The sequence below is a fragment of the Streptosporangium sp. NPDC006930 genome (assembly GCF_040635605.1).
In the GTDB taxonomy this organism is placed as follows: Bacteria; Actinomycetota; Actinomycetes; order Streptosporangiales; family Streptosporangiaceae; genus Streptosporangium.
The window spans coordinates 51,199-76,782 of sequence record NZ_JBEYID010000021.1; the positions used below are offsets into that span (position 1 = coordinate 51,199).

At 69.3% G+C, this 25,584-nt stretch carries 24 protein-coding genes; all 24 read right to left on the bottom strand.

Annotated features, from left to right (window positions below; genetic code table 11):
* Nucleotides 1-65: 65 nt before the first annotated feature.
* On the bottom strand, nucleotides 66-1,112 hold the full coding sequence (locus ABZ664_RS30165; RefSeq protein WP_362517046.1) for a hypothetical protein: 1,047 nt from the start codon (nucleotides 1,110-1,112) through the stop codon (nucleotides 66-68).
* Between the two features lie 454 nt (nucleotides 1,113-1,566).
* The gene (locus tag ABZ664_RS30170) at nucleotides 1,567-2,292 is read right to left on the bottom strand and encodes a nitroreductase (protein ID WP_362517049.1); all 726 of its coding nucleotides are present in this window, start codon (nucleotides 2,290-2,292) and stop codon (nucleotides 1,567-1,569) included.
* Nucleotides 2,293-2,313: 21 nt separating this feature from the next.
* Nucleotides 2,314-3,510, bottom strand: coding sequence for an acyl-CoA dehydrogenase family protein (locus ABZ664_RS30175; RefSeq protein WP_362517052.1), 1,197 nt, complete (start codon nucleotides 3,508-3,510; stop codon nucleotides 2,314-2,316).
* An 11-nt stretch (nucleotides 3,511-3,521) separates the two neighbouring features.
* Nucleotides 3,522-4,652: an acyl-CoA dehydrogenase family protein gene (locus ABZ664_RS30180; protein ID WP_362517055.1), complete on the bottom strand. Its 1,131-nt coding sequence runs from the start codon at nucleotides 4,650-4,652 to the stop codon at nucleotides 3,522-3,524.
* Nucleotides 4,649-5,845 carry an acyl-CoA dehydrogenase gene (locus tag ABZ664_RS30185; protein ID WP_362517058.1) on the bottom strand — a complete coding sequence of 399 codons (1,197 nt, stop codon included), beginning with the start codon at nucleotides 5,843-5,845 and terminating at the stop codon, nucleotides 4,649-4,651. The genes ABZ664_RS30180 and ABZ664_RS30185 overlap by 4 nt, the downstream gene beginning before the upstream one ends.
* A gap of 60 nt (nucleotides 5,846-5,905) precedes the next feature.
* Complete coding sequence (locus ABZ664_RS30190) at nucleotides 5,906-7,021, bottom strand: acyl-CoA dehydrogenase (protein WP_362517061.1); 1,116 nt, start codon at nucleotides 7,019-7,021, stop codon at nucleotides 5,906-5,908.
* Between the two features lie 70 nt (nucleotides 7,022-7,091).
* On the bottom strand, nucleotides 7,092-8,408 hold the full coding sequence (locus tag ABZ664_RS30195; protein WP_362517064.1) for an aromatic ring-hydroxylating dioxygenase subunit alpha: 1,317 nt from the start codon (nucleotides 8,406-8,408) through the stop codon (nucleotides 7,092-7,094).
* A 41-nt stretch (nucleotides 8,409-8,449) separates the two neighbouring features.
* Nucleotides 8,450-9,166: a hypothetical protein gene (locus ABZ664_RS30200; protein ID WP_362517067.1), complete on the bottom strand. Its 717-nt coding sequence runs from the start codon at nucleotides 9,164-9,166 to the stop codon at nucleotides 8,450-8,452.
* A 223-nt stretch (nucleotides 9,167-9,389) separates the two neighbouring features.
* Nucleotides 9,390-10,196, bottom strand: coding sequence for an SDR family oxidoreductase (locus tag ABZ664_RS30205; protein ID WP_362517070.1), 807 nt, complete (start codon nucleotides 10,194-10,196; stop codon nucleotides 9,390-9,392).
* Nucleotides 10,193-10,717, bottom strand: a complete 525-nt coding sequence (locus tag ABZ664_RS30210) for an aromatic-ring-hydroxylating dioxygenase subunit beta (protein ID WP_362517073.1) — start codon at nucleotides 10,715-10,717, stop codon at nucleotides 10,193-10,195. Before ABZ664_RS30210 ends, ABZ664_RS30205 begins: the two co-directional genes overlap by 4 nt.
* Nucleotides 10,718-10,732: 15 nt before the next feature.
* Nucleotides 10,733-11,800 carry a hypothetical protein gene (locus tag ABZ664_RS30215; protein WP_362517076.1) on the bottom strand — a complete coding sequence of 356 codons (1,068 nt, stop codon included), beginning with the start codon at nucleotides 11,798-11,800 and terminating at the stop codon, nucleotides 10,733-10,735.
* Between the two features lie 136 nt (nucleotides 11,801-11,936).
* A complete protein-coding gene (locus ABZ664_RS30220) occupies nucleotides 11,937-12,893 on the bottom strand; it encodes a hypothetical protein (RefSeq protein WP_362517079.1) in 957 nt (318 codons plus the stop codon).
* Nucleotides 12,894-12,896: 3 nt separating this feature from the next.
* Complete coding sequence (locus tag ABZ664_RS30225) at nucleotides 12,897-14,018, bottom strand: phosphotransferase (RefSeq protein WP_362517082.1); 1,122 nt, start codon at nucleotides 14,016-14,018, stop codon at nucleotides 12,897-12,899.
* Entirely contained in the window at nucleotides 14,018-14,920 is a 903-nt protein-coding gene (locus ABZ664_RS30230) for an ABC transporter permease (RefSeq protein WP_362517085.1), read from the bottom strand. The genes ABZ664_RS30225 and ABZ664_RS30230 overlap by 1 nt, the downstream gene beginning before the upstream one ends.
* Nucleotides 14,917-15,759 carry an ABC transporter ATP-binding protein gene (locus ABZ664_RS30235; RefSeq protein WP_362517089.1) on the bottom strand — a complete coding sequence of 281 codons (843 nt, stop codon included), beginning with the start codon at nucleotides 15,757-15,759 and terminating at the stop codon, nucleotides 14,917-14,919. The genes ABZ664_RS30230 and ABZ664_RS30235 overlap by 4 nt, the downstream gene beginning before the upstream one ends.
* A gap of 3 nt (nucleotides 15,760-15,762) precedes the next feature.
* The gene (locus ABZ664_RS30240) at nucleotides 15,763-16,812 is read right to left on the bottom strand and encodes an ABC transporter substrate-binding protein (RefSeq protein WP_362517092.1); all 1,050 of its coding nucleotides are present in this window, start codon (nucleotides 16,810-16,812) and stop codon (nucleotides 15,763-15,765) included.
* Nucleotides 16,813-17,157: 345 nt separating this feature from the next.
* Nucleotides 17,158-18,138 carry a hypothetical protein gene (locus ABZ664_RS30245; protein WP_362517095.1) on the bottom strand — a complete coding sequence of 327 codons (981 nt, stop codon included), beginning with the start codon at nucleotides 18,136-18,138 and terminating at the stop codon, nucleotides 17,158-17,160.
* Between the two features lie 48 nt (nucleotides 18,139-18,186).
* Entirely contained in the window at nucleotides 18,187-19,266 is a 1,080-nt protein-coding gene (locus tag ABZ664_RS30250; protein ID WP_362517098.1) for a phosphotransferase, read from the bottom strand.
* A 159-nt stretch (nucleotides 19,267-19,425) separates the two neighbouring features.
* The gene (locus ABZ664_RS30255) at nucleotides 19,426-20,178 is read right to left on the bottom strand and encodes an enoyl-CoA hydratase (RefSeq protein WP_362517101.1); all 753 of its coding nucleotides are present in this window, start codon (nucleotides 20,176-20,178) and stop codon (nucleotides 19,426-19,428) included.
* Nucleotides 20,175-21,785: an enoyl-CoA hydratase-related protein gene (locus tag ABZ664_RS30260; RefSeq protein ID WP_362517104.1), complete on the bottom strand. Its 1,611-nt coding sequence runs from the start codon at nucleotides 21,783-21,785 to the stop codon at nucleotides 20,175-20,177. The genes ABZ664_RS30255 and ABZ664_RS30260 overlap by 4 nt, the downstream gene beginning before the upstream one ends.
* Before the next feature lie 119 nt (nucleotides 21,786-21,904).
* Nucleotides 21,905-22,879 (bottom strand): alpha/beta hydrolase, encoded by a 975-nt coding sequence (locus ABZ664_RS30265; protein ID WP_362517107.1) that lies wholly within the window; start codon nucleotides 22,877-22,879, stop codon nucleotides 21,905-21,907.
* Nucleotides 22,880-22,998: 119 nt separating this feature from the next.
* Nucleotides 22,999-24,183, bottom strand: a complete 1,185-nt coding sequence (locus ABZ664_RS30270) for an FAD-dependent oxidoreductase (RefSeq protein ID WP_362517110.1) — start codon at nucleotides 24,181-24,183, stop codon at nucleotides 22,999-23,001.
* Between the two features lie 61 nt (nucleotides 24,184-24,244).
* Entirely contained in the window at nucleotides 24,245-24,559 is a 315-nt protein-coding gene (locus ABZ664_RS30275; protein WP_362517113.1) for a non-heme iron oxygenase ferredoxin subunit, read from the bottom strand.
* A 125-nt stretch (nucleotides 24,560-24,684) separates the two neighbouring features.
* Nucleotides 24,685-25,488 (bottom strand): IclR family transcriptional regulator, encoded by an 804-nt coding sequence (locus ABZ664_RS30280; RefSeq protein WP_362517317.1) that lies wholly within the window; start codon nucleotides 25,486-25,488, stop codon nucleotides 24,685-24,687.
* Nucleotides 25,489-25,584: the final 96 nt, after the last annotated feature.

The window sequence follows — 25,584 nt, forward strand, 5'->3', positions numbered from 1 at the left end:
TGTCCGATCCGGTTCGGCGGTTAATCATCACTCCGCGTCAGCCGAAGTCACAGGCGGAAAGCGGGTCAACGCAGGCCGTTTCTGTTTTTGTAGTCGTTCCACACCTGTATGCAGTAGGCGTGGCGCCAGTCCGTGGAGGACAGATGACGGCAGGCGTAGCCGGCGCTGATGCCGCCTCCGGACGACGGCCTGCTTCTGGAGGCCGAGGGCGGCGGCGACCCGGTGGCCGGCGCCCCCGTCCTGCCCGCCCGAGGCTGTGTCCCGCCCTCCCGCGCCCCGGAGCGCGACCGTCCCGTCGTCCCCCCGGCGTCCCTCGCGTTCCCCGCTCCGTGCCCGGCGCTTCCGTCCCCTCGCCCGCCGCTCGCCTTCCCCCGCCCCGCACCGGCCTTCGACGCGGTCCTGCGCCCGCTCTCCTGCCCCGCGCCTTCTTTCGCCCGCCCCGTCTCCGCCCCGGCGGCGGCCCGTGCGGAATCGCCCTCGCGGTGCCGTGCGTGCCGCTCGGCCGGCTTCTTGGCGGCTCCTGCCCGCTCCACCCGCTCGATCCACTCGTTTTTGGTGTCTCTGTCAGAGGAGAGGGCGCGTTCCGCCGGAAGCGTCCCCACCGGGGCACGGCCCGGGACCTTCCTGTCCCCGCCGGCCCTACCGACCCCCTCATGGCCCGGCCCCTTCCCTCCCTCGTGAGCCCTTCCTTTCCGGGCCTTCGCGTCCGTTTCCTTCCCGCCTTCGGGAGTCCTCCCCGTCCCAGGCGGGACCTTCGCGTCCACCCCGGGGGCTCGCGAGGCGGTGATCACCATGTCGTGCCCCAGGAGAACGCCCTCCCCGGAAGTCGCGGGCGACGTACCGGCGGTGGGGACCCCGTCCCACGGGGACCAGCCCGACGACCAGACACCGACCCCGGCCGCGGCGAGGAACCCCGCGATCAGCGCGGGCCTCAGGAGTTGGTCGCGCGAGAGACGCGACCACGGCCGTCGCCACGGGCTGGGAGGCGGGGGCATGGAGAACGGCCTGCTGTCGAGGTATGTCCGGGAGTCGCGGACCGGTGAACGGGGGACGGCGTCGCCGCCCTCCTCGTCCTGCTCGTCCCTGCGGTGCCGCGCGGGCCCGCGCCGCACCTTCCCACCTTCCCATTCTGGCCACTCCGGTAGCCAGGGAGGAGAAGGCGGCCCCACGGGCGCCCGGGACGCCGGAGGCCGTACGGGGCGCGGAGGTTGGGCCGGCTCCGGTGGCTCAGGGGGATCCGGTGGCTCCGGGGGATCCGGGACTCCGATGGCACACGGCGCCTCTGGGGCGTGCGACGGCTCGGAGGGCGGCTGCCCGGTGGACGGCGACGGCTGCCGGGGCGGCGGATCGCCGTACGGCATGCGCCCTCGCGGTCTCGCCGTGAGGCCGTGACCGTGAGTCCGATCATGCTCACCGTGCATCTCGCCTCCCGTCTCGCGGTTCGCCCTCCCACCCTGGCAAAATCACACACTGTATGCGGCCCATGACAGTACGGTCTTACCGATCCGTTATCAGCAGCAGGCCGCAAAGACAAAGAAAAGCGATGAAAGACCGGCCCCTCCACGGTCACCGGTCGCGCCGGTCGACCACGTTCGTCAGTTCCTCTCGGCCGGTGCGGAAAAGGTTCGCCGGGTGCTCCTCGTCGGCGTAGCCGAAGGAGACACCGCAGACGATCATTCGGTCGTCGGGAATCCGGAAGTGCGCGCGCACGGTATCGGAGTGCATCGCGATCGCGCCCTGCGCGACCGCCGCGATCCCCAGGCTCTCGGCGGCCAGCAGGAGCATGGATACGTACGCGCCGCAGTCGACGTAGCCGTAGGGACCGAGTGACCGCTCCGATGTGATCACTGCGACATGGGGCGCGCCGAAGAAGCGGAAGTTCTCCAGGCCCTGGCGCCTTCGCGCCTCGAAGTCCTTCCGGTCGATCCCCAGGCTCTCGTAGAGCCCGTAGCCCGCCTCCCGCCGTCGTATCCGGTAAACGCCCCGGTACTCCTGCGGTTGTGGAATGTCCGAACTGCCGTCACGAGTCGAGGCCGCCTCGTACAGCACGGTACGGAACCGCTCGGTCGCCTCACCGCTGGTGAGGATCACCTGCCATGGCTGGGAGTTACACCAGGAGGCGGTGCGCTGGGCAAGAGCGAACATCCGCTCGATCAGCTCCGGCGGCACCTGCTCGGAGCGGAAACCCCGGCAGCTGTGGCGTCCGGTCAGGATCCGCTCCAGCACATCGTCAAGTCGAGCGGGCTCCCCGCCGCCCGCCGACTCACCGCGCTCGCCTTCGTTGAAAGTCATGGTCGGCAACCCGGTTCACCCCTACCCGGCCTGCTTCGCCAGTTCCTTGCCGACAACCATGCGCTGGATCTGCCCGGTGCCCTCGAAGATGTCCAGGATCTTCAAGTCCCGGTACCACTTCTCCAGCAGCAGGTCCGTACTGGCTCCGTCCGGACCGAGGATCTGCATGCAGCGGCGGACGACGCGTTCCGCGGTGCCCGGCGAGAACGCCTTCGCCGCGGAGGCCTCCAGCCTGTTCGGCAGGCCCTGCCGGCGCATCCACTGGGCGCGGCGGCACATCCGGCGGCCCCGTTCCAGCGCCGCCGACATGGCGTCGAGATCGTCCTGGATCGCCGACCAGCGGTGCGGCCTGTAGCCGTGCCGCTGTTCTCCCAGCACCTCGACGGTGACGTCCAGGGCGGCCTGGGCGATGCCGATGGCCATGCTGCCGACGTTGGGGCGGTTGTTGTTGAGCACGCTGAGCGCGCCCAGCCGGCCACCGCCCGCGGTGTCGTCGGCACCGGGGACGTAGCCGAGCCGGTTCTCCAACGGGATCCGGCAGTCGGCGAAGCCGAGTTGCGAGGTCTCCCAGGAGCGCAGGCCGAGCTTGTCCTCGTTGGCCCGGATGATCTCGAAGCCGGAGGTGCCTGGTTCGACGACGAACGCCTCCGACGCGGCGGCGCCGCGCGACGGGTCCGTCGTGGCGAACACGACGACGAAGTCGGCGGAGGCACCGTGACTGCAGAAGATCTTCTGGCCCTTGAGCACCCAGGTGTCACCGTCACGAACGGCCCGTGTCTGGATCATGCTGGTGTCCGAGCCGAACTGCGGCTCGGTGAGCGCGAAACCGGTCGTGCCGCCACCGCTGATGATCGGTTCGTACCAGCGCTTCGACTGTTCCTCGGTGCCGAGCATCCGCACCACGATGTGGGCGATGCCACCGCCCATGCAGTGCATGGCCCAGATGTCGCCGTAGTTCAGCATCTCGTACTGCACGAGGCCACGCATCAGTTCCCCGTCGGGGAAGGTGGGCAGATCCTCTGGGTGATCGGTGGCACCGGCCGGAGCGGTGTTCTTCGACAGTGGCACCGGGCAGGAGTCGATGATCTCCTTCCAGTTCGCGGGCGGCTCGTGGTCGGTGTCGGCCTTGCGGGCGTGCGGGCGCACCATCTCCACCGACCACTCGCGCAGTTCTCGCTCGTAGCGCCGCAGCTCCGGGCTGAGCTCCAGATTCACCATGTGTGGCTCCCTCAGACGGCCGGTGCGAACCGGGTGAAACGTGGATCACAGTCGATCGTCGACAGCAGGCCGGTACAGCGGTACCAGAGCTCGACCGGGTGGTCGGTGAGGAATCCGTGCCCGCCGAGCATCTGGATCGCGTCGCGGGTCGCCGTCGTCGCCGCCGCGTGGCATTCGGCGACGATGCGGCCGACCTCGTCGGCGAGCCGGTCGTCGTCGAGCCCGTCGAGTGCCGTCGCGATGCTCCACAGACCCAGCCGGGCCGCGTCGAGCTGCATGTGGTTGTCGGCGAGGGTGAACGACACCCCCTGGAAGGAGATGATCGGCCGGCCGAACGCGACGCGTTCGGTGGCGTAACGGGTGGCGTACTCGCGAGCCCGGGTCGCCCCGCCCAGCGCGACGGCGGCCGGTAGCAGCCGGGTCCGCGCGACCGCCTGGGCGAGGGTGACGCCGTCGACCTCGTCGTGCAGCAGCGCGTCGGCGTCGACGGTGACGTCGAATCGGATTCCGGTCAGCCCGGCACTGGACATCGCCAGATGGCCCTGGGCCGGCGCGCTCGCCACCTCGATGTCGGCGAGTGCGACGACGGCGGCCCGCAACACGTCCTGTTCGGGGTCACGACCCACCACGATCACATGATCGGCCCCGCCGCCCAGGGCGACGGCGACCTTCTCGCCGCGTACCAGGTATCGACCGTCGGCGGTCCGGGTGATCTCTGTGTCGTAGGCGCGCGGAGAGGGCTCGAAGCGTTCGTAGAGCGCCACCGCCGGCGCGGCGGCCGAGCCGGCGGCGGCTCCTGGCAGGAAGCGCCGCCGTTGCCCGGCGGTGCCGAGCAGGCTGAGCAGCAGCGCTCCGCCGCCGGTGAACACCTCCGCGCCGACGATCGACGGATCGCCGTGAGCCAGTGCCTCGACGCCGATCAGCTGGGTGTGGGTGTCGGGGACACCGCCGCCACCGAACTCGCTGTCGACGACACAGGTGAAGCCCATGTCGCGCAGGTGCCCGGCCACATCGGCGGGCACCTGCCCGGTCGCGTCGACCTCGCGGGCGACCGCGTCGAGCCGGCCGAGCGCGAGGCTGCGCGCGGCCTGCCGCATGGCGATGACCTCGTCGGGCAGGGCCAGATCGAACGACGCGCTCATCGGCCCGCTCCCCCCCGTAGCAGCATCTGTGACACGCTGCGGCGCTGGACCTGGCTGGGGCCGAGCATGGCGTCGGTCATCTTGATGTCGCGGTACCACTTCTCCAGCAGGTGCCGCTCGGAGGCGCCTTCCGCGCCGACGAGCTGAAGGCAACGCAGGACGATCGACTCGGCGAGCTTCGGCGTGACGGCCTTGGCCTCACAGGCCGTCGCGGCGGCGTTCTCGCCCCTGTCCTTGAGCCAGGCGGACTTCAGCGCCAGGCGCACGACGTCGTCGAGGGTGTCGTGCATCTCGGCGAAGTCGGCGCGGATGCGCGTGAGCCGCGCCGGGGAGTACTCCTCGGCGCGCTCGTCGATCCACTGCTCGGTGAAGCCGAGGCAGCCTCGGGCGATGCTGGTGCCCCAGACGGCGCAGGTAGCCCGGTTCTTCGAGAAGACACCGAGGGCGGCGGCGACGCCGGGGGCCTCAGGACCGCCGACGCAACGGTCGAACGGGATGCGGATGTCGTGCAGTTCGAACGTCGCGTTCCGGATGAACCGGAATCCGATCTTGTCTTCCTTGTCGGTGGTGACGTCAAACTTCGCTATGTCGTCCCTGTCGAGGATGAACGCGCGGACCCCGGCACTGCCGGCCTCCGGGCTGATCGTGGCGAGCAGCACGATCCACTCGCATTCGAGCAGGTTGGAGATGAAGACCTTCTTGCCGTTGAGCACCCACTCGTCGCCGTCGCGCACGGCGGTGGTCTGGATGCCGGCCAGGTCGGTGCCGCTCTGGTCCTCGGTCATGGCGATGGCGGTGAGCACGTGCTCGCCGGTGCACCACTTCTCGACCTGCTCGGGCGTGCCGATGAGGTTGATGAAGTCCTCGGAGACGGTGCCGCCGTGCAGCATCTGCCAGGCCCACGAGTCGCCCTGCGACAGCGGTTCGGTCATGAAGACCGACAGCACGTTGGGGCCGAACTCGATGTCGGTCTTCAGGGTGTGTGCCCGGTCGACGTACTCGTCGTCTCGCAGGGTGGCGAACCCGACGGGGGCCACGTCGAGCGGACAGGCCTCGATGACCTCGGGCACGTCGGGGTAGATCTCGTTGGTGTCGGCTTCGCGCGCGTAGGGGCGGACGACGTCGAGCGACCAGCGGCGGGTCAGCTCGACGAGTTCGACGGTCTTCTGAGAGGGTTTGAGGGAGATCGCCATCGCTGAGTTCCTTTGCTCCGCAGGGATCGGTGGTCGCTTCGCCGGTCGAGAAGAGGAATCTCAGGCCGCTTCGATGACGGGGACGTTGTGGTGGAGCACGTCGAAGTCGACGGCCGAGAGCACGCCGGCGTCCCGGTAGCGGGCCTCGGCGAGAAACTGCTGGCTCAGGCCGCGCCAGCCCATCGTGTTGCAGGCGATTCGGGCGGCCTGGGTGCCGGCGGCGCAGGCGGCGGCGACGGCACGGCCGACGCGGCGTTCCAGTACGGCGCCGGTGTCGAACTCGGCGAGCCGGGAGGCGAGGTCCCAGATCTGCAGCCGGGCCCGGCTGAGCGCGATGCCCGCGTCGACCAGCGGGAACATGACGCCCTGGTTGCGGCCGAGGGCGGCACCGCGCACCTTGCGCCCGGACACCCACTCGGCGGTGGTGTCGACGGCGGCCTGGCCCAGTCCGACGGAGACGGCGGGAACGAGCAGGCGCTGTGTGTTGAACGCGCGCAGCACGGTGAACTCCTCGGCGCTCGCACCGATCCGAGCGGTGGCGGGCACCGGTACGCCGTCGACGCGCACGGCGGCGGAGGCGACCAGGCCGAGGGCGAGCTTGCCCTCCTTCCGGTCGTCGCGTTCGACCTGCACACCGGCTGCCTCTACCAGGAAGGCGGCGGAGGCGTCGTCGGTGCGGCCCGCGAGCAGGACGGCGGAGGCGTCGGCGCCGTGCGACACCGGGTCCTTACGGCCGCTCAGCGACCACTGGTCGCCCTGCCGTTCCGCGCGCAGCCGGTACTCGGACGGGGCCCGGCCGTAGCCCTCGTACAGACCGAGGGCTACGTCGCCGAAGGCCCGCAGGGCGCCGATGCGCTCGACGGCGGCGCTGTCGCCGAGGGCCGCGGCGAGCAGCTGCGCCTGGGCGGCACCGATGATCTCCAGTGCGGTCCCGGCGTCGGCGATGGCGAGTTCCTCGGCGACGAGAACGAGGCCGACCGGGTCCAGCAGCACGGAGCTGCCGTCGGCGATGGCCTCCGGCGTCGCCCCGGCGGCACGGCTCAGGTCGGTCCTCAGATCGGCGGGGAGCCTCCCGGTACGGTTGACCTCTCGGGCCATCTCTCTGATCCGGGGGCGGAAGCTGCGTAGTTCCTCCACCGCGCTCTGCTGGGCGGCGGTGGGTGAAAGATCGAACATCGGCGTTTCACATCCTTCGATGACGCGGGGGGATAGTTCGGAGGTCGGGCGGATGTCCTCGGGATCGAGGTCAGGAGGTGGGGCTGGCCTCCAGATCCGCGCGCAGGATGGATCGGCCCGAGTAGTGCGGCGCCAGCGGGGCGTGCTCCTCCGGAGGGAGTCGCTCACCGGTGACGAGCCGGTTCCACTGCCGCCACCAGGTGCGCATCTGCAGCTCGTCGGAGCCGGACGGGTCGGGCTTGGCCATGCCGCGGGAGATGTCCGACCAGGACAGTTCCTGGAAGGCGGCGAAACCTCGCTGGCAGGCTTCCAGGGCTTCGACGTCGTCCGGGGTGGCGAGGCCGCCCGGCCCCCAGAACGTCAGATAGTTGTCGAGCCGCTGACGCCTGAGGTCGTCGCCCTCCTCCGGCGGGACCAGCTCCCAGCCGGTGACCTCCATGTGGTCCGGCGCCAGCGGGTCGATCTTGCGGATCACGACACCCATGGTCAGGTCGATGACCACCAGGTTCGGGAAGATCACCAAGTTGCGGGCGCCCTCCATCCGGTCGACCCAGGCGTCGCCGTGGATCTGGCGCAGCCGCCCGAGCCGCTCGGCCTTCTCCCGCCGGCCCTCCTCCGACAGCGGCCGGCCGAACGTGTCGAGGGCGGAGACGGCACCGGCGATGACGGCGTGGCCGTTGCCCAGGTCGATCGCCGAGGACTTGCCCAGTGCCGAGCCGTCGAGGCTGCCCCGGGCGGCCTTGACCATCTCGAAGTAGCGCTGATGGGCGGTGACCGCGTGGTAGCCGTCGTAGCTGTTCTCGACGAGCAGCTTCCAGTTGGCCCGGACCGAATACTCGTGGGTGCCCTCGATCACCTGCATGCCGACCTCGGACTGGTCGCAGATCAGGTCCAGGTATTCGGCGGCACCGGCCAGGTAGGTCTTCAGGTCGACGATGTCGGGGTCGAAGGAGACGAAGACGAACCCGCGGTAGGAGTCGATCCTCGGGGCCGCGGTGAGCGACGGGCGTTCGAAGTCGGGGCCGTAGGACTGGTCGCCGGGCAGCGACACCATCTCACCGGAGATCGAGAACGCCCAGCCGTGGTAGAAGCACGTCATGAATCGGGCGTTACCCTTCGGCTCCCGGCAGAGAAGGGCACCGCGGTGCGGGCACGAGTTGATCCAGACCTTGATCTCACCCTTGTTGTTCTTGGCGAAGATCAGCGGCCGTCCACCGACCGAACGGGTCTTGAAGTCGTTCGGCTTGGACAGCTCGGACTCGTGACCGACGTACAACCAGGTGTGGTTGAAGATCTTCTCTTTCTCGAGCCTGAAGACCTCCGTGTCCACCATCACCGACCGGTGGACCCTGAATCGCGGTTTGGTCCGGTCATCGTCGATGTACATGGAAACTCGATTCTCCAATCGTGCTTCGGACTCGGCGACGGTCATTCGTTCGCCTGCCGCCGTGCCCATGCCAGAGCGAGCTCGGTGGGTCGCGGAACGACCCGGAGGTTCAGCCACTCCATCGCCCTCTGCCAGGAGTCGAAGGAGGCCGCGTGGTCGATCGCGTCGCGATCGTCGAGGTGCGGCCACGCCGACCCGCCCGCGTAGCCGACCACCCGCGTGTACACCGGAGCGTCCGCGCGCAGCCTGCGCCGCAGATCGGCCAGCGTGTCGGCGGCCTGTGTCGTGGTGGCGGTGAACAGCCCCAGCCAGGGCACGCGCATGACCGCGGGCCGGTCAAGCAGGTGGAGCGCGTGAGCGGCGACATCGGCCGCCGACGACGAGATGCTGACGACGGCGCCGAGATCGAAACCGAAGGCCGCGGTGAGGGCCACTCGCGCGCCGGCGCCGTAGCCCAGGACCCCGACCTGCTGGTGTTCCCAGCCGCGCTCGGCGAGCACGCCGAGCAACGCGTCGACGTCGGCACGGTGCTCCCGCTCCGCCGTGTCCCCGTCGATCTCGGCGACCAGCGGTTCGTACCCCTGCATGAGCAGGTCGTTGGCGACGGCCTCACTGTCCGGGCCGAGATCACCCGCATCGCACAGGACCAGCGCGGCGCCCCGGAGGGCACCGCCCAGATGGATCTGTTCGGCCCGGATGGTCCGGGTCCCGACGGCGACCGTACGTCGCGTCGGCTTGATCCGGATCAAGGCGTCCACCTTCGAGGTACTCCTTCGCTCACTCTCCCGGCAGCGGCGGGAGGATCTCGCTGACGTCGTCGGAGAACGGCGACGACGTCACTCTTGCAGTGGGTGGCCCGCCGTTCCATCTCCCGTCTCAGCAGCCGGAACTCTGCGGCGAACCGGTGTGCGCCCCCAGTCCGAGCGGGGCGCGGCGCCCTGCCGGCGCCAAGATCCTCACGGTCCGGCACCTGCGCGTGACCTAGGCGCCGTGCGGGTTCCAGGGCCAGTACTTGGCCGTGGCACCCGCGTCGACGGTGATGTTCGTTCCGTTGATCATGGCGGACTCGTCAGAGGCCAGGAAGACCACCGTCGGCACGTAGTCATCGGGCACCGGTAGCCGATGCCACGGCATCAGGCCCGCGAAATCCATCGTGTAGTCGCGGGCCGAGGTCGCCTTGATCTTCGCCGTCCTCTCGATGCTGACCGGGTCGACCGGTTTGGTCGCCGTCGGGGTGAACGCGTTCACCCGGATGCGGTGCTCGGCCAGCTCCATCGCCGCCGACCGGGTGAAGTTGATCAGACCGCTCTTGCCGGTCGAGTATCCGATGTTGCCCGGCTGCCCCTGCCATGCCGCCGTCGACAGCACGTTGACGACGCTGCCCGGCGAACCGGCCGCGATCATCGCCTTCGCGGCGGCGCGGGTGAACAGGAAGGCACCGGAGAGAATGACGTCCAACTGACGCCGGTACTGCTCGATCGGCATCGTCAGGATGCCTTTCTGGTTGAACAGAACGGCGTTGTTGACGAGGATGTCGACCCCGCCCCAGTTCGAGACCGCCAGGGCGACGGCCTCCTCGCTGTGCGCCGGGTCGGTGACGTCGCCGGCCACGGCCAGCGCCTGCCCCCCGGCCTCGACGATGCTCTTCGCGCACGCCTCGGCGGTGGCCGCCGACAGATCCGTGCAGACGACCTTGGCGCCTTCGGCCGCCAGCCCGCGGGCCAGCGCGCCGCCGATGTTCGGGCTGGCACCGGTCACGATCGCGATACGTCCCGCCAACCTGTTCACAGGATGATGCTCACCTTTCCCTGCGGGCGCAGCGTGTCGAGGTCCAGAATCGCTCGCCGCTCCGTGAAGACGAAACCGTGCTCCGCGTCACGGCGCAGCACGTGCCGATACCGGCCGACGTAGGTGTCGAACACCCCCGGGCGCGTGCGATAGATCGCGAAGTTGGCGTGCACCGTCAGCCGGTCGTCGCCCTCGTCGACGGCCCGGATGTTGGTGATCAGCCGCCGCGTCTTCGAATGCGGGTACTCGGCGTGCGCCGACCGGGTCAGCAGCGAGTTCACCCGCTGCTCCAGCAGGAACCGGTCGTCCTGCACCAGGAACAGGTGCCGGCTCGGATCTCCGTCCGGCAGGTCCGTGGAGGGCACCAGATAGCGGCATTCGAGCGCGAAACGCCCGAGCCACTCGTGCAACCGCCATTCGTCGAGCAGATCGGCGTCCTGGAACAGGTACCGCTCCACCGCGCGCAGCTCCGCGTCGGAGACCGGGGCAGCGGCCGGCCTCACGGCTGTCGTCTCAGTCATGGAATGTTTCTCCGCTCAGCGGTAGACGGCGAATGCCTTGTTGGAGTTGAAGACCTCGGTGGTGACGAATTCGCTCCACCGCAGCTCCAGTCCCAGCTCCGACATGGCCCCGAGCAGGCAGAACCAGTTCAGCATCTCGTGCTGGCCCGCTGCGACGACCTCGCCGGTGGTGGCCGCGCGCCAGGTGTCGTAGTCGCCCGCCACCAGGGCGTCGTAGAGCCGCAGGTCGGCCTCGGTGTCCGGACGCAGGTGCCAGTCCTTGTCGTTGAGGAAGGCGTGCGACCAGCTCGACGAGGCGACCAGCGCCACTCGCCGACCGCCGGCGCGCACGGACCGGCCGACGGCCCGGCCCAGCTCGAAGCAGCGCAGCGGCGACGGCCCCGGCGGGTCCAGGTCCTCACCGGCGTTGATGTCGGCGAAGCGGGCGATGCCGCCCTGGCGGGCGATGACGTGCTCGCCGTAGCAGTTCACCGCGATCGGCACGATCGGGTACGGGAACTCCTTGCCGACGTTGTCCCAGTCGAGGAAGAGCTGGGTGTTGGCGAAGGCGTGCGGGAAGTTGATCCCGCTGCGTTTCTCGTACGAGTAGGCGATGTCGAAACCTGAGTTGATCACGTCGGTGACGAGCCGCTTGGCGAAGTCCGGCCGGCCCCGCATGACGAAGCTCTGGCCCTCGTCGGGCAGGCCCCACGCGTTCGGATGGTTGCGCTTGCGAAGCAGCGCCAGCGGGTCCACGACGGTGTCCTGGTAGGCCAGCACGCAGAACGACGGGACGACCTCCTCGCGGAAGTTCTCGTACTGGTCGTCGCCCCAGACCACCATCACGTCCGGCTGGAACTCGTCGAGCTCGGCCCGGATGCGGTCGAAGCCGGCGCGCAGCGCCTCACGGTGCCCCTGCGCCGCGGCGGCTCCGGCGTCGTCGCCCCATTCACGCCGCGCCTGCTCGGACCAGTTCTTCGGATCCTTACGGTCGGCCGGGATGTCGGGGTCCTTCAGCGTTCCGCGAAGCAGGCTCGCCATGTTCGCGTTGTCCGTGGCCACCATCGGGTAGTGGGTCATGCCCAGACCGATCACGTCTGCCATGTTGAATCCTCTGCGAGTCGGGAAGGCGGACCGCCCGGGTCGCGTACGGACGGCCGGTTGTCACGTGAGGCCATGCTCTGGGGTTCCGGAACGGCAGACCACTTCGAGTTCTGGTGTTCGGAACCCCCACCGACGGTCAAGGCGTGATCGGCACGTACTGGACCGTGCCGAACCCCACAGAAGCGTCGGAGTGCACCTCGGCCAGGAAGTTGACCAGGCCGCGGGTGCTGCCCTGGAATGTCTTCTTGCGTCCGGCCGGAACGTGTACGCCGCGTGGATGGGTGAAGCGGCGCACGACTCCGTCGCCGACGGCGATGGAGTCGGCCGCGGTGAAGGCCGGCCGGGATGCGACGGCGTTCGTGCGGACCCGGTAGTCCGGGAGCACGTGCACGATGCCGGTCTCGTCGGCTTCGATGAAGTAGCTGCGCCAAACCCCGTCGTAGAGGGCACAACTGGAGGCGATGAAGCGCCGGGCGCCGTCGAAGACCATCGGCGTCCAGAAGATGTCGTCGATCCTGATGTCGCGTGGACCCCACGTGTGATCACGCATCAGCAGCCCCGACGCCTCGGTGACGGTGTCACCGCTGAACAGCCGGCCGACCCACTCGGCGCCGACCTGGTAGTGGTTCGCGACGAACCAGATGCCCATCTCGCGGGCGCCCGGATCGTCGGCGAACAACTTCGCGGCGAGCTCGGAGACGAAGATCGGGTGGTGCCTGGTCGTCAACTCCACGTCGAAGCCGAACGGCACGTCGCCGTCCTGAGTGAAGTACCAGCCGTCGGCGTCCGGTCCGACGAAGCCGCGGCCTTCGTAGCGCAGCCGCCATCGCCGGAACGGTTCGATGACCTCCACAGTGAGCCCTGGTGAGGCGAAACAGTCCTCACCGGAGCTGTGCGTGGTGGTGGTCGTGGAAACGCCACCGACGGTCACCCCCGCGCGTACGTCCAGGGTCCCGTCCCGGGCGACGTGCTGCAGGTGCAGGCTGAGGCCCTCGGTGAGCGCGGCGTTGCCGCCGTAGAACGCGTAGTTCTCCTGCCAGGAGCCCTCGCCGGGGGTGTGCGCGAACTCGTCGGCACCGGTCAGCTCCACCACCCCTTACACCCCCTTCGTGTTGATCTCGTCGATCAACGTGATCGAATCGTGGTCGAGCAGGGTCTGGCCGAGTCGCCGCACCAGGCCTGCGGCGCGGCGGCGGGCCCGCGGGTTGTCCGTCTTCAGCGAGCCGCAGACGACCACCCCGTAGGAGAAGAACAGCAGCGTCGCGAGCCGGTGCTCGTGCCAGGCCTGTTCAGGACCGTAGGTGACCCCGTGCCGGCCGAGGGCGGCACTGTAGACGCCGAGCAGATCCTGCTCGTGGCGTCGCCGGACCTCGGTGTCCATGCAGTGGGTGACCAGGTACGACACGTCCTGGATGCCCTTGGCCCGCATGATGCCCTGCCAGTCGAGGGCGACGAACGCGTCCGGGTGTCCCGGCGGGCCGAACATGAGGTTGTCGAGCCGGAAGTCGCCGTGCACGATGGTGGCGTCCTCCGACAGCCAGGTCTGCAGCGACCGCAGGGCTGCCAGATATTCGTCACGCATGCCGCGCAGCCGCTCCGGCAGCAGGTCGCCGAAGTCGGCGATCATCGTGGCCCAGCTGCTCCCGACCTTCGCCGCGATCGACGGCCCGTGGCTCGCGTCGTGCCGGGCGAACGTCCGATGCAGCGCCGGATCCTGGGTGCGCCAGTACCGGGCGTGCAGCGAGGCCACCGACTTCAGGGCGAGGGCGGCCTGCTCCACGGTGCACCCGGCGACGTCGTCGCCGGGGATGTGATGGGGGAAATCCTCCATGACCAGGACGAACCGGGCCCCGTCGTCGTCGATCTCCCGGTGGTGGCACCGAGGTGAGCGCAACGGGCTGTCGTCGCCGATGGTCTCGTAGAAACGGAACTCCCGCTTGTACGTCGACATCTCGACGGCCATCTCGATGCGCTTGGGCAACGAACTGGAGAGCTTGACGATGACACTGTCCGGCCCGGTGCCCGACTCGGACGGGCCGTAGTCGAGGTGCACCCGCGCCACCTGGGACATCTCACCGACGCCCTCCCCCAGGGGTTGGATACGCACACCGGTCAGCGGCGAGGCCACCCCCTCGGCGGCGAGGATCGGGGAAAGCCAGCCGGCCGTGACATCGGCGACGGTCGCCGGCGAGAGGACGGCATCGTTCTTGAGGTTCATCAGACGTACCTCCATCGCAACAGCACCCGCTCCAGTACGCTGATCACCGCGTTGAGTATCAGCGCCATGACGATGAGCACGAGGATCGCGGCCACCATCGCGGACGGCTGGAAAGCGTTGCTGGACTTCTGGATGAGCGTGCCCAGCCCGTCCTGGGCGGCCATCATCTCGCCGACCACGGCCCCGAGGAACGCGTACGGCACCGAGATCCGCATGCTGGTCACCACCCAGACCAGGCTGGATGGAATCGTGACGCGCCGCAGGATGAGCATCCGCGAGGCGCCCAGCATCTTCAACGCGTTCACGAGGTGCTGGTCGACCTCGCGGACACCCTGGTAGGTGTTGTTGAAGACGAGAAAGAAGACCAGCAGGGCGGCGACGGCGACCTTCGACGCCTCACCGATGCCGAACCACATGATCAGCATCGGCGCGAGCGCCAGCTTCGGGATCGTGTTCGCCGCCATGACCAGCGGCCGCAGGATGTCGCCGAGGATGTTGCTGAGGCCCAGCGCGAAACCGGCCACGACGCCCAGGGAACAACCGATCGCGAACCCGTACAGCGTCTCGCGCAGGGTGATGATGGTGTTCGTGAGCAGCGTGCCGTCCTCGACCCACCCGACGAACGCGGCCCACGCCTCACCGGGGCGGCCGACGTAGAACTCGTCGACGATGGCGAGCCCTTCACCGGGACGACCGGCGAAGACCTGCCAGGCCAGGATGAGCAGTGCCAGGACCCCGATGTTTCCGGCGCCGACGATCAAGGCGCGCGGCGTGATCCGTTCCCGCACCCGGGTGCCGATCGTACGGCGTTGTGAAAGCTTGCCGGGCTCCGCGGCCGGAGGCCGGCCGGCGGGCGCCCGCGCCGGTTCCGCCTCCTCAACCGGCGCGACTCTGCCTTTCATTCGTCCTCCTGAGCCGTGTGGTCCATCCGGTTCCACAGGTCCTGCCACAGCTCGCCGAAGCCCGGGTCGGTACGGAGCGACGTGAGATCGCGTGGCCGGGGCAGGTTCACCTCGGTGCGGTAGACGATCCGGCCGGGACGCGCCGCGAAGACGACGATCTCGTCGGCGAGCAGCAGAGCCTCGTCCAGGTCGTGGGTGACGAAGACGATCGTCTTGTCACCGGCGCTCCAGGTCTCCAGCAGCTGCGTCTGGAGGCGCTGGCGCATCTGCGCGTCGAGCGCGCCGTACGGCTCGTCCATCAGGATCAGCGACGGCTCGTAGGCGAGCGTACGGGCCAGCAGCACCCGCTTGCGCATGCCGCCGGAGAGCTGCGACGGGTAGAGGGTACGGAAACCTTCCAGGCCGACGCTCTCCAGTGCCCGCTCGACGCGCGCCTTGCGCTCGGCCTTGCCGTAGCCGCGTACCCGCAGCGCCAGTTCGATGTTCGACTCGACGGTCGACCACGGGAGCAGGGTGTCGTGCTGGGTGATGTACCCGGCACCGGTGTTGACGCCGCCCAGTTCCCTGCCGTCGAAGTACACCTGGCCCTCGGTCTGGCGCAGGAGCCCCGCGAAGACGTTGAGCAGCGTCGACTTGCCGCAGCCACTGGGCCCGACGAAGCATACGAACCGCCCGCGCCGGATACCGAGGCTGACGTTCGACAGCGCCTGCACTTCGTTCTTGCCTCGTTTGCCGAATTTGACGGAGACGTTCTCGGCGCGGAGGAAGTTGTCGTCCCCGCCGGCGCCCGATGTGTGGGCGCCGGCGGTGGTGGTCTGCCGCGTTCCGGTGAAGGACATCTCCTATTCCGTCCAAACCCCGTCGGCGAAGGTGAGGGCCGACGGCTTGTCGCTGGAGATGTCGTAGATCGCCTTGTTCTTCGCGAAGTAGTTCTCGGTCATCTTGGCATCGCCCTCGTAGTTCGCTTTGATCATCTCGAACGATTCCTTGACCAACGCCGCGTCGTTCTTCGGCGAGAACGTCAGATACGTCTCAGCGGCCTTGGAGGGGTCGTCGGCGAGCAACTGACGGGCCTCGTCGAGCGAGGCGAGGAACTTCTTGACCGTCTCGCGGTTCTGCTCGGCCCACGGACCGGCCGCCATGTAGGCGATGTTGCCCGCGTCCCAGGCACCGGTCTGGGCATAGTCCGCCGGGCCGAGCCAGATCGCGCCGTAGTCGTTCTTGACCGGATTGAGGCCACCGGGCAGGCCGGTGTAGATCGCGTCGACGCGCTTGGCCTTCAGACCGGAGTCCAGGCCGGCGGGCGAGCCCAGGGCGACGAAGCTGTTCTCACCGAACGGAACCTTGTAGTGCAGCAGCAGCGCCCGCAGCGACGCCTCACTACCGGGACCGCGGGAGGCGACGCCGAACTTGGCGCCCTCAAGCGCCTTGATGCGCTCCTCGACCGAAGACGCCTGGGTGACCCCCTTGGCCTCCTGTGCCTTGACGAAGTCGCTGTTGGCGAGCAGGACGCCGTTCTGGGTGTTCGACGCCCGGGCGACGGCGACGACGTCACGATCGCTCGCGGTGCCGAAGAAGAGCGCGGAGATCGCCCCGCCGACGATGTCGGTGTCACCCGTGACGGCCGCCTGCACCTGGGTGCCCGAGTTCGCGATATAGGGGAGGAACTCGACGTTCAGCCCGTTCTTCTCGAAGTAGCCGGCGCTCTTGGCGGTGATCGCGTCGGCGAAACCGGTGGTGTCCGCGGCGAGCAGCAGCCGAACCTTGGTTTCACCGGCGGCATTGGCCGCACCGGTGGCAACCTCGTCATCGGAGCCGCCACAGGCCGCCAGGGTCACGACGGCCAGCAGACCGGCCGTGAGGATTGCTGAGACTCTCTTACGCTTGAACATCCGCTGCCTCACATTTGGAATCGGGGAGCTTCTCACCGCTTCGCGCGGCCCTGCCCCGAGTCGCGTACTGACTTGGATTTCCGAACCTCGCCCCAGGTTCTTTGTCGCCTCTCGGAGGTCGACGGGACCGCGCTGCGCGAGCGCCCCCTGGACCACTTGGGGGGACACTAAGATGACCGAATACGCACAGCCACCAGAAGTTCCGGGCACTGGAACATCGGCGTCACCGGCCCGACACAGCCTCTTGACCGGGGCTGACGTGTCAGAGGGCAGCCTGCTACCGCGCCCGGGAAACCTCTCCTCCGGATCGCGGAAACACCACGGGCGCAGCTCTGATCGCGCAGGTCAGCGCACCGCGCCGGAACCCGATGCCTTGATGATCGACGCGGTCGACACCGGGGCCGTCTGGAACGAGCCGATGCCCGCGGAATCGCCCGAGCGCACGTGCCCGACGTGGTCGACCAGGCCCCAGTTCGGCAGGCCGTTGACGTCCCAGTTGCGGGGGGCACCCATCACCCGGACGACGTCGATGTCGAAGCGGGTCACCCGCTCGTCGCGCACCGCGAGCGAACTGGCGTCGGTGAACACCTCGCCGTGGGCGGTGTTCTGCCGCACGAGGTAGTCGGTGTAGACGTTGACGACCTGGTCGTCGACGGCTTCGGCGGCGAAGCTGTACCAGGTGTCCTCATAGCGCTTGGTCAGCGCGGTGAGGAAGCGCCGGCCGCCGTCGAGCACGACCGGCGTCCAGTATCCGGCGTTGCTGCGGAAGCGGCGCCGGCCCCACGAGTGGTCACGCCACATCAGGCCGCTCGCCTCGATCTTCCGGCCGCCGCTCCACACCGTGCCCTTCCACACCGAGCCGACCTCGTAGTGCTCGGCGACGGTGAAGATGTTGGTCGGGTCGACCGGGAACAGCTCGGTGGTGATCGGCCGCCACGAGATCGGCGCACAACGGGTGCCGATCTCGATGTCGAAGCCGAACGGGGAGTCCCCCGCCCCGGAGCAGAGCCAGCCGGACTCGTCCAGACCGACCCGGCCACGGCCGTCATAACTGAGTCGCATCTTCTCGAACGGGACGACGATGTCGACGTCGAAGCCGTCGGCGCCAAAAGCACTGCCGCCCGCCTGCTGCCTGACCGTCGAGGTCAGCACGCCGTCGACACACGAGGCGGCGCGCACGTCCACGAGACCTTCGGCCGGGATGTACTGGAGATGCAGGTAGACCCCGTTGCCGAACGCCTCGTCCCAGCCGTGGAACAGGTAGTTCTCCTGCCAGGCCTCGCTTTGGGGGGGTTCGTGGATCGACTCGTCGGCGGGAAGCAGCATGGATGGTCCTTCGGTTCGTGGTGAGTGGTCCTGCCGTGCTGGGAGCGCTCAGAGCAGATCCCAGACCTTCCAGTCGTCCATCGCCGTCAACGCGCGGTCGACCAGTCCCTTCTTGCGCGCGATGGCGCGCGGGTCCTTGTTGTTCATGCCCCCGGTGATACCGACGACGATGGAGAAGACGAACAGCATGGCGAGGCGGTAGTGCTCCTCGGCCTCGTCACGGCGGTAGTCGACCCCGGCGTCGTTGAGGGTGCGCACGTAGAGGTCGATCAGCCCGCTCTCGGCGGCGCGCCGGTCGTTCGTGGTCATGCTGTGGGTGACCAGGTAGGCGACGTCCTGGACGCCGCGGCCGACGACACTGCCCTGCCAGTCGAGCAGGACCACCGGATCGGGCCGGCCGGATCGGCCGAACAGCAGGTTGTCCATTCGCAGGTCGCCGTGGACGAAGGTGACCGGTTGCCGCGCCATCAGACGCAGCAACCGGGGGAAGGCCTGGACGTACGCCTGCTCGTAGGCGCGGACCTGGTCACCGAACCGCGCCTCATGATTAGCGATCATGTTCGGCCATCCCTGGATGACGGCCCGGTGGCGGTTGGCGGCGAAGACGCCGTCGTGGCGGGGGACCCACGCCAGTTCGGGGCCATCGGTGCGGTTCCAGAACGCGGCGTGGACCTTGGCGACCTCGGCCACCGCCAGGGCCGCCTCCCCTGGCGTGCAGCCGCGCACCTCGTCGCCGGGAATATGGTCGGAGAAGTCCTCCAGGACCAGGCAGTAGCGGGCGCTGTCGTCATCGACGGCGGCGAGGTAGGCGTGGGGCACCCGGGCCGGCACATGCGCGGCGAGTTCCCGGTAGAAGCGCACCTCGCGCTCGTAGAGCCGGATGCTCTGGGCCCGCTCGCGGTGGTGCTCGTTGTCGGTGGCGAACTTGGCGATGAGGCTCGCGGGTCCGCCCCGGTCTCCGTCGGCGTAGCCGAGACCGACACGAACGAGGGTTCCCATCTCGCCGACCCCGGACTTCAGGGGGGTCGTCTCGAACGCCACCGGCGCCGCCGCGTCCGGATGGTGCTCGCGGAGCAGCTCGGCCAGCCAGGGCAGAGTGATCTCCGACGAGGTACGGGGGAATGCCATGTCATCTCCTCGTAACGTGCTGCCGGGTGGCTCCCGGTCAGGGTGCGGGCAGTGCGTGCCAGGCCTCAAGCCACCGTTCCGGTTCCCGGAACGAATCCGCGAGGACCGGTGAGCGCGGTGGTCTCACTCATCCGGTGCTCCCCGCGTCGTCTCAGCCGGTTATCTCAGGAAGTCCGCCATGTACTCCTGGAAGCGGGGCTTGGTCACGGCCGACGCCTGGGCCCACGACTCGAATTCCAGCACCGTGTCCAGATCCGCGGCCTGCGACATCTGGACGGCCCGCTTCAAGTCCCGCACCAGCGCGGGGTCACGCCGCGCGTAAAGCTGGGCCAGGCTCGTCGCCTCGGCCAGCGGATCGTCCGCGAGCCGGGTCGCCAGGCCCGTCTCGTACGCCTGCCCGGCGTCGAGCACCTCCGCACCCAGCAGTGCGCACATCGCCCGCCCGGTCCCCATCCTGCGGGTCAGGAACCAGCTCGACCCGCCCCCCGGGTGCAGCCCGATCTCGGCGAAGGTCAGCGCGAACTTCGCCCGTGGGCCGGCTATCACGATGTCGCAGGCCAGGGCGATGTTCACGCCCGCGCCTACCGCCACCCCGCCTACCGCCGCGATCGTGGGGATCGTCAGATCCTTGATACCGAGGAACGACGCGTACACCCGCTTGAGGTCCTCGCGGATCTCCGCCGGTCTCCGGTCGATGTCTCCGAACATGGTGTTCAGGTCGGCGCCGGCGCAGAACGCCTTGCCCGCGCCGCTCACCACCAGCGCGCGGGCCTCGTCGTCGGCGGCCACCGTCCGGACCGCCTCCGCGATCTCCCGCAGCATCGGCAGGTTGAGGGCGTTGCGCCGCTGCGGCGCGTCGAGCATCAGGTGCCGGATCGGGCCGTCGGCCGTGAGCTTCGTGAACTCGGTCATCGTTCTTCTTCCTTCTCTCTGCTTCTCTGTCGGGCGTCCGCCGACCAGCGGCCGGCGCCTCCCGTCCAGGCGGGAACACCTCCGGCGCGTACCGAGGCCACGTCCAGGTCGTCGGCGTGGCGCAGCACACCCTCATCACACAGCCTCACCGCCGCGGCCACCGCCGCGGCGACGAAACGCCTGCCCAGACCTGCCGCCTCCTCGGTCGCCACCGGCTCTCGCGCGCAGGGGGCAGCGGTCAGCGGCGCGGGCCGCAGTCCCGCCACGACCAGCGCCCGCTCGATCACGGCCGGGTCGGCCCCGGCACGGCGCGCCTCGTCGGCGGCGGCCCTCACGGCCTCCGCGACGCGACCTCCGAACCCCTCGCGCTCCCCGTCGGCCAGCGGCACCGCCAGTGCTCCGGTGCGCGCGAGCCGCGCGACGACGTCGTCGACCGGTTCGTCCGCGGCCGCGTACTCGATGACGTATCCGCCGTCGCCCAGCCGGTCCGGGGCTATCCAGAGCACCGGATCGCCGGCGGGCGGCTCGACGCCCGGCTCGGCGACGGTGAGCACGACGTTGCCCTCCTCGGCGCGCAGCCGGGACAGCCCTGCGGCGTCACCGTCGCTGACGACGGCCACCGACGCGATTCCGCCGGCGGCGAGTGTCCGGCGGCCCACCGGCCCGGCGACCACCAGCACCGGCGTGCGGGCCGGCGCGTTCCCGGCGGCCTTACGCAGCCGCGATCGGGTCCGGACCGTGTCGAAGAAGGCCACCGCGATGGTCGCCCGCGCCGCGTCGGAGACGACGAGGTCGGCCAGTCCCTCGCTCTCGGCACGCAGGGCCGTGTCGACGTCGGCACTCGCCGCGATCGCCGCGACCTCGCGGATGGTGGCGACGGCGGGGGCGAGGTCGCGCACCGGTTGCAGCACGACCGGGTCCTCACCGGCCTCGTCACCGAACGCCGCCGGTCGGCCCCGGTCCCACGGCTGGGCCGCGTCGGGGTTGGCCAGAATCCAGGCGCGGGCCTTCTCCAGCGCCTCGGCGCGCGAGGTGGCGAGGTCGTCGATCAGGCCGAGTTCGTGAGCCTGGCGGGCGTTCAGCCTGGTGCCGCCGACCAGCAGTCGCAGGGCGCGCGGCAGGCCGATCAGCCGGGTGGTGCGGGTGATGCCGCCACCTCCCGGTAGCAGCCCCAGCGTCACCTCGGGCAGTCCCACCATCACCTCGGTGGAGTCCAGCGCGATCCGGTGGTGGCAGATCAGGGCGAGTTCCAGGCCACCGCCGAAGGCGCCACCCTCGACGAGCGCGACGACGGGGCGTCCCAGCCTCTCCAGCCGTCGCATCCGGGACTTGCGCAGTTCGAGATCGTCGAGGAACGCCTGCCGGTCGGCGGGGCCGATCCCGACGAGCCGTTTGAGGTCGCCACCGGCGAGGAAGCCTTTCTTGGCTGAGGTGAGCACGACACCGATGACGGTGTCGCGTTCGGCCTCCAGCCGGTCGATCACGGCCGCGAACGACCGGACGAACAGCTCGTTGAGGGTGTTGACCCTCTGATGTGGGTCGTCCATGGTGAGCGTGACCACGCCCTGGTCGTCGCGTTCCCAGCGGATCGCGGTCTCGGCGGTCAAACCACTGCGCTCCTTCCCGTGCTGACTCTGAGGTGAAACACCGGCCGGATCGCCGGACGGACCGCTGGACGGGCTTGATCTCACCGCCCCGCAGTCCGGATCTCTGAACGGCCCGGATCTCAGGACTGCTCGACGAGCGACGCGATCTCGGGGCGGTTCTTCGAGATCCCGGCCGCGTCGGCGGTGGCGCGGGTGATCCGGCCGTCCCGGAGAAACTCCAGGAACAGCGGGTTGAACAGATCCGGGCGGTCGGTCTGCCCCTGGTGACCGCACTCCCCCGGATAGAAGAACTGGATGTTCGGCAGGACCTTCTCCTGCTCATAACCCCACTCGACGGGGGTGAGCACGTCCTCGGTGCCGTAGAGGTAGACGCCGGGGATGGTCAGCCGGTCAAGGCGGCCCCGGGTGGTGAGCCTCGCGGCGATGTTCTGGTCCTGCCACGGGATACGTCGGCCGTACTGCAACACGCTCGGCCAGAGCCGGGCGTGCGCCTCACGGTGCCGTTCCGCGGCGGCGTGGCGCATCTTCAGCAGGTCGTCACTGATCGCCGCCTCGCGGTGGATGATCGCCCCCATGAGGGCGCGCATGCCCTCCTCGGTACCGTCGTACTTCGGGATCGCGACCTTCGCCGAGGGCTTGACGGCGTCATCGGGCACCACATCGCCGACGTCACCGGCGATCAGCACGAAGCTGACGACTTTCTCCGGGTGCGCGACCAGGTAGTTGACCGTGTTCATGCACCCCATCGAGTTTCCCGCGAGGTGGAACCGGTCAAGGCAGAGCGCTTGGACGAACTCGTGGACGAAGTCGACGTGGCTCTCCAGGCCGGTGGGCCAGTGCTCCTCGCGGGTGTCGGACAGCCCGAAACCCGGCATGTCGGGACAGTAGACCCGAAATCCGTTCTCGCCGAGGAACGGCGCCATGAACCGCCAGCCCGCGGTGCCGGAGGAGCCCGGCAGACCTCCGTGCAACAGGACCACGGCAGGACCGGTGGTACCGGAGGTCATGTAGTGCGCCCGTGCGCCACTGGCCAGCCGTACCCAGCGGCTGTGCATGCCGGGAACCTCGATGATGCCTTCCTCTGTCAGTGCCATCTCGTTGTCTCCTCTCGGTTGCCCGTCACGTGATCCGCCGCCTCGCAGGGGGTGGGAACACGCGTGCGACATGGTGGGGCGCCGCCGATCGCCGGTCGGCGAGGCGATGCGGGTCGGTGTCAGAAGGGTGCGTCGAGCGCGTCGATCGGTGTGCGCGCCATGACGGCGCGGCGTAACCTCATCAGCAGCCGGGGGTCGTCGACGACGACGGCCGCCACGACCGTGCCGTCCTCGTCGGCGTAGACGGCGGCGACCTGGTGGTCGTCGGCGGCGGGACGCACCCGCACCGCTCGTCCGAGGCCGGGTCGGCCGACGATCTGGATCCGATGGCCGTACTGGTCGGACCAGACGTACGGCGGCTGCACGCGGGGCGCGGGAGCACCGGTGACCGCCGCCGCGACGATCTCGGCGTGCTCGTTGGCGTTGGTCCAGTGTTCGATGCGCATCTCGACGCCGTACATCGGGTGCGGCCACCGGGCGACGTCACCGGCGGCGTAGACGCCGTCGAAGCCACGGACCCGCAGCCGCTCGTCGCAGACGACGCCGTCGTCGACGGGCAGCCCCGACGTGGCGAGCCAGCCGGTGGCCGGGGTCGCGCCGACGCCGACGACGACGAGGTCGGCCGGCAGGGTCCGGCCGTCGGCGAGGGTCACCCCGGTCACCCGGCCGATGCCCTCGAAGCGTTCGACCTGCGTTCCGGTCAGCAGGGTGACGCCGTTGGCCTCGTGCAGGCCGCCCAGCAGCGCCCCGACCTGCGCGCCGAGCAGATGGGCGAGCGGCACGGGCTGAGCCTCGACGACGGTCACGTCGGCGCCGTACGACCTCGCCGCGGAGGCGAACTCGGCCCCGATGAATCCGGCCCCGATCGCCACCACGTGCCGGGCCGCGGGCAGCGCGGCGCGCACGGCGAGGGCGTCCTCGACGGTGCGCATGGTGTGCACGCCGGTCAGTCCCTCGGCACCGGGCAGGGTCCGCGGGGAGACACCGGTGGCGATCACCAGGATGTCGTAGCCCAGTTCCTCACCGGTGTCGGTGACGACGACGCGGGCCACCGGATCAAGCGCCACCGCGCGTACCCCGACGCGCAGGTCGACGCCGAGGGCGTCGAGTTCCTCGGCGCCGAGCAGGGGCACCGGGGCGCCGTCGGTCTCCGGCAGGATCATGTCCTTGGACACGGGGGGCTTGTCGTACGGACGGTACGGTTCGGCCCCCACGATGGTGACGGGGTCGGCGAATCCGGACTTGCGAAGGCTTTGTGCGGTTCGCACTCCGGCGATCGACGCCCCGACGATCAGGATTCCCATGGCGGACATCGTCGTGCAGGGCACGATGACCGGGAAGTGCCGGTGCCAGCCACCGGAACCCTCAGCACCGGACGTAGACCTTGCCGTCCTCGACCTGGACCTCGTAGGTCTTCAGGCCGATGGTCGCGGGCAGGCACAGCGCCACACCGGTGCGGATGTCGAAGCGGGCCATGTGCAGCGGGCAGACGATCTCGGCGCCTTCGAGGTCGGAGTCCTCGCCGAGCGACCATCTGTCGTGCGTGCAGACGTCGTGGGTGGCGTAGAACTCGCCGTCCTCGGTGCGGTAGATCGCGATGGGCTCCTCCCCCGCGCCTTTCCACGTCATGGACGTCCCCGGCTCCAGATCATCGACACCACAGGCCAAGCGCCACTCCATCAGTCCCCCTTGTCGCCGCTCACCGTCTACTACGCCGCCGATTGTCGGGCACCATGGGTGCCGACTCCGACAGCGTGTCCCGGCAACCGGAACATCCGTGCCGAAGAACCCCGCCCGGGGCTGCTTCAGTAGTCGCGGGGGAACCAGTGTGAGTGACCGTTGGCCAGACCCATGCGGCAGGCCGCGGCGATCCGGGCGGTGGTCTGCCGCAACGCGCCCTCGACCTTGAAGTCGAGCCGGGTGGCCGAGTCGTAGGCGACCGATACGGCGGCGACGGCGGCGTCCTGGACGATGACGGGAACGGCCATGCAGGCGACACCGGCCTGCGACTCGTTCGATTCGTGCGCGCTCTTCTCGGCTCGGATCTTACGGAGCTCGACGATCAGTTCGTCGATCGTGGCGACCGACGCGGGCGTCAGCCGCGGCAGCGGCGAGGGAAGGAACGCCTCGAGATCCTCGAAGTTCTCCCATGCGAGCATCGCCTTACCGATCGCGGTGCAGTTCGCGGGGAGTCGCGCGCCGACCCGGGAAACGGTGACCGGCGAGTTCGCGGACGCGAACTTCTCCAGATAGACGACGTCGAACTGGCGCAGCACGGCGAGGTGCACGGTCAGCCCGGTCCACCGGTGCAGTGCCGCGAGGAACGGCATCGCCTTGTCCCGCATGCTGCCGGCCGGCGTGATCACACCCATCTCGAAGAGGCCAAGGCCGATCTTGTAGCCGCGCCGGTGCTGCTCGATGGCGCCCAGGTCGATGAGGCGGGCGATAATGCGGTGCACCGTGGATTTCGGCAATCCGGCCGCACGCGCGAGTTCACTCAAGGTCATTACTCGGTCGTCGGCGCTGAAAGCCCGGAGAATATCGAATGCCTTGGTGAGAATGGAAGGGGAATCCCCATCGACGGGATCCACCGATTCGAATTCCGCCATCGGCACCCCCGTCGAGCTTGATCCGGCCTGGTAGAGCTACGCCGAGACCCTTTTTTCCACAAAAATCCCGCATTGTTTCCTACACGTTTCGTGGAG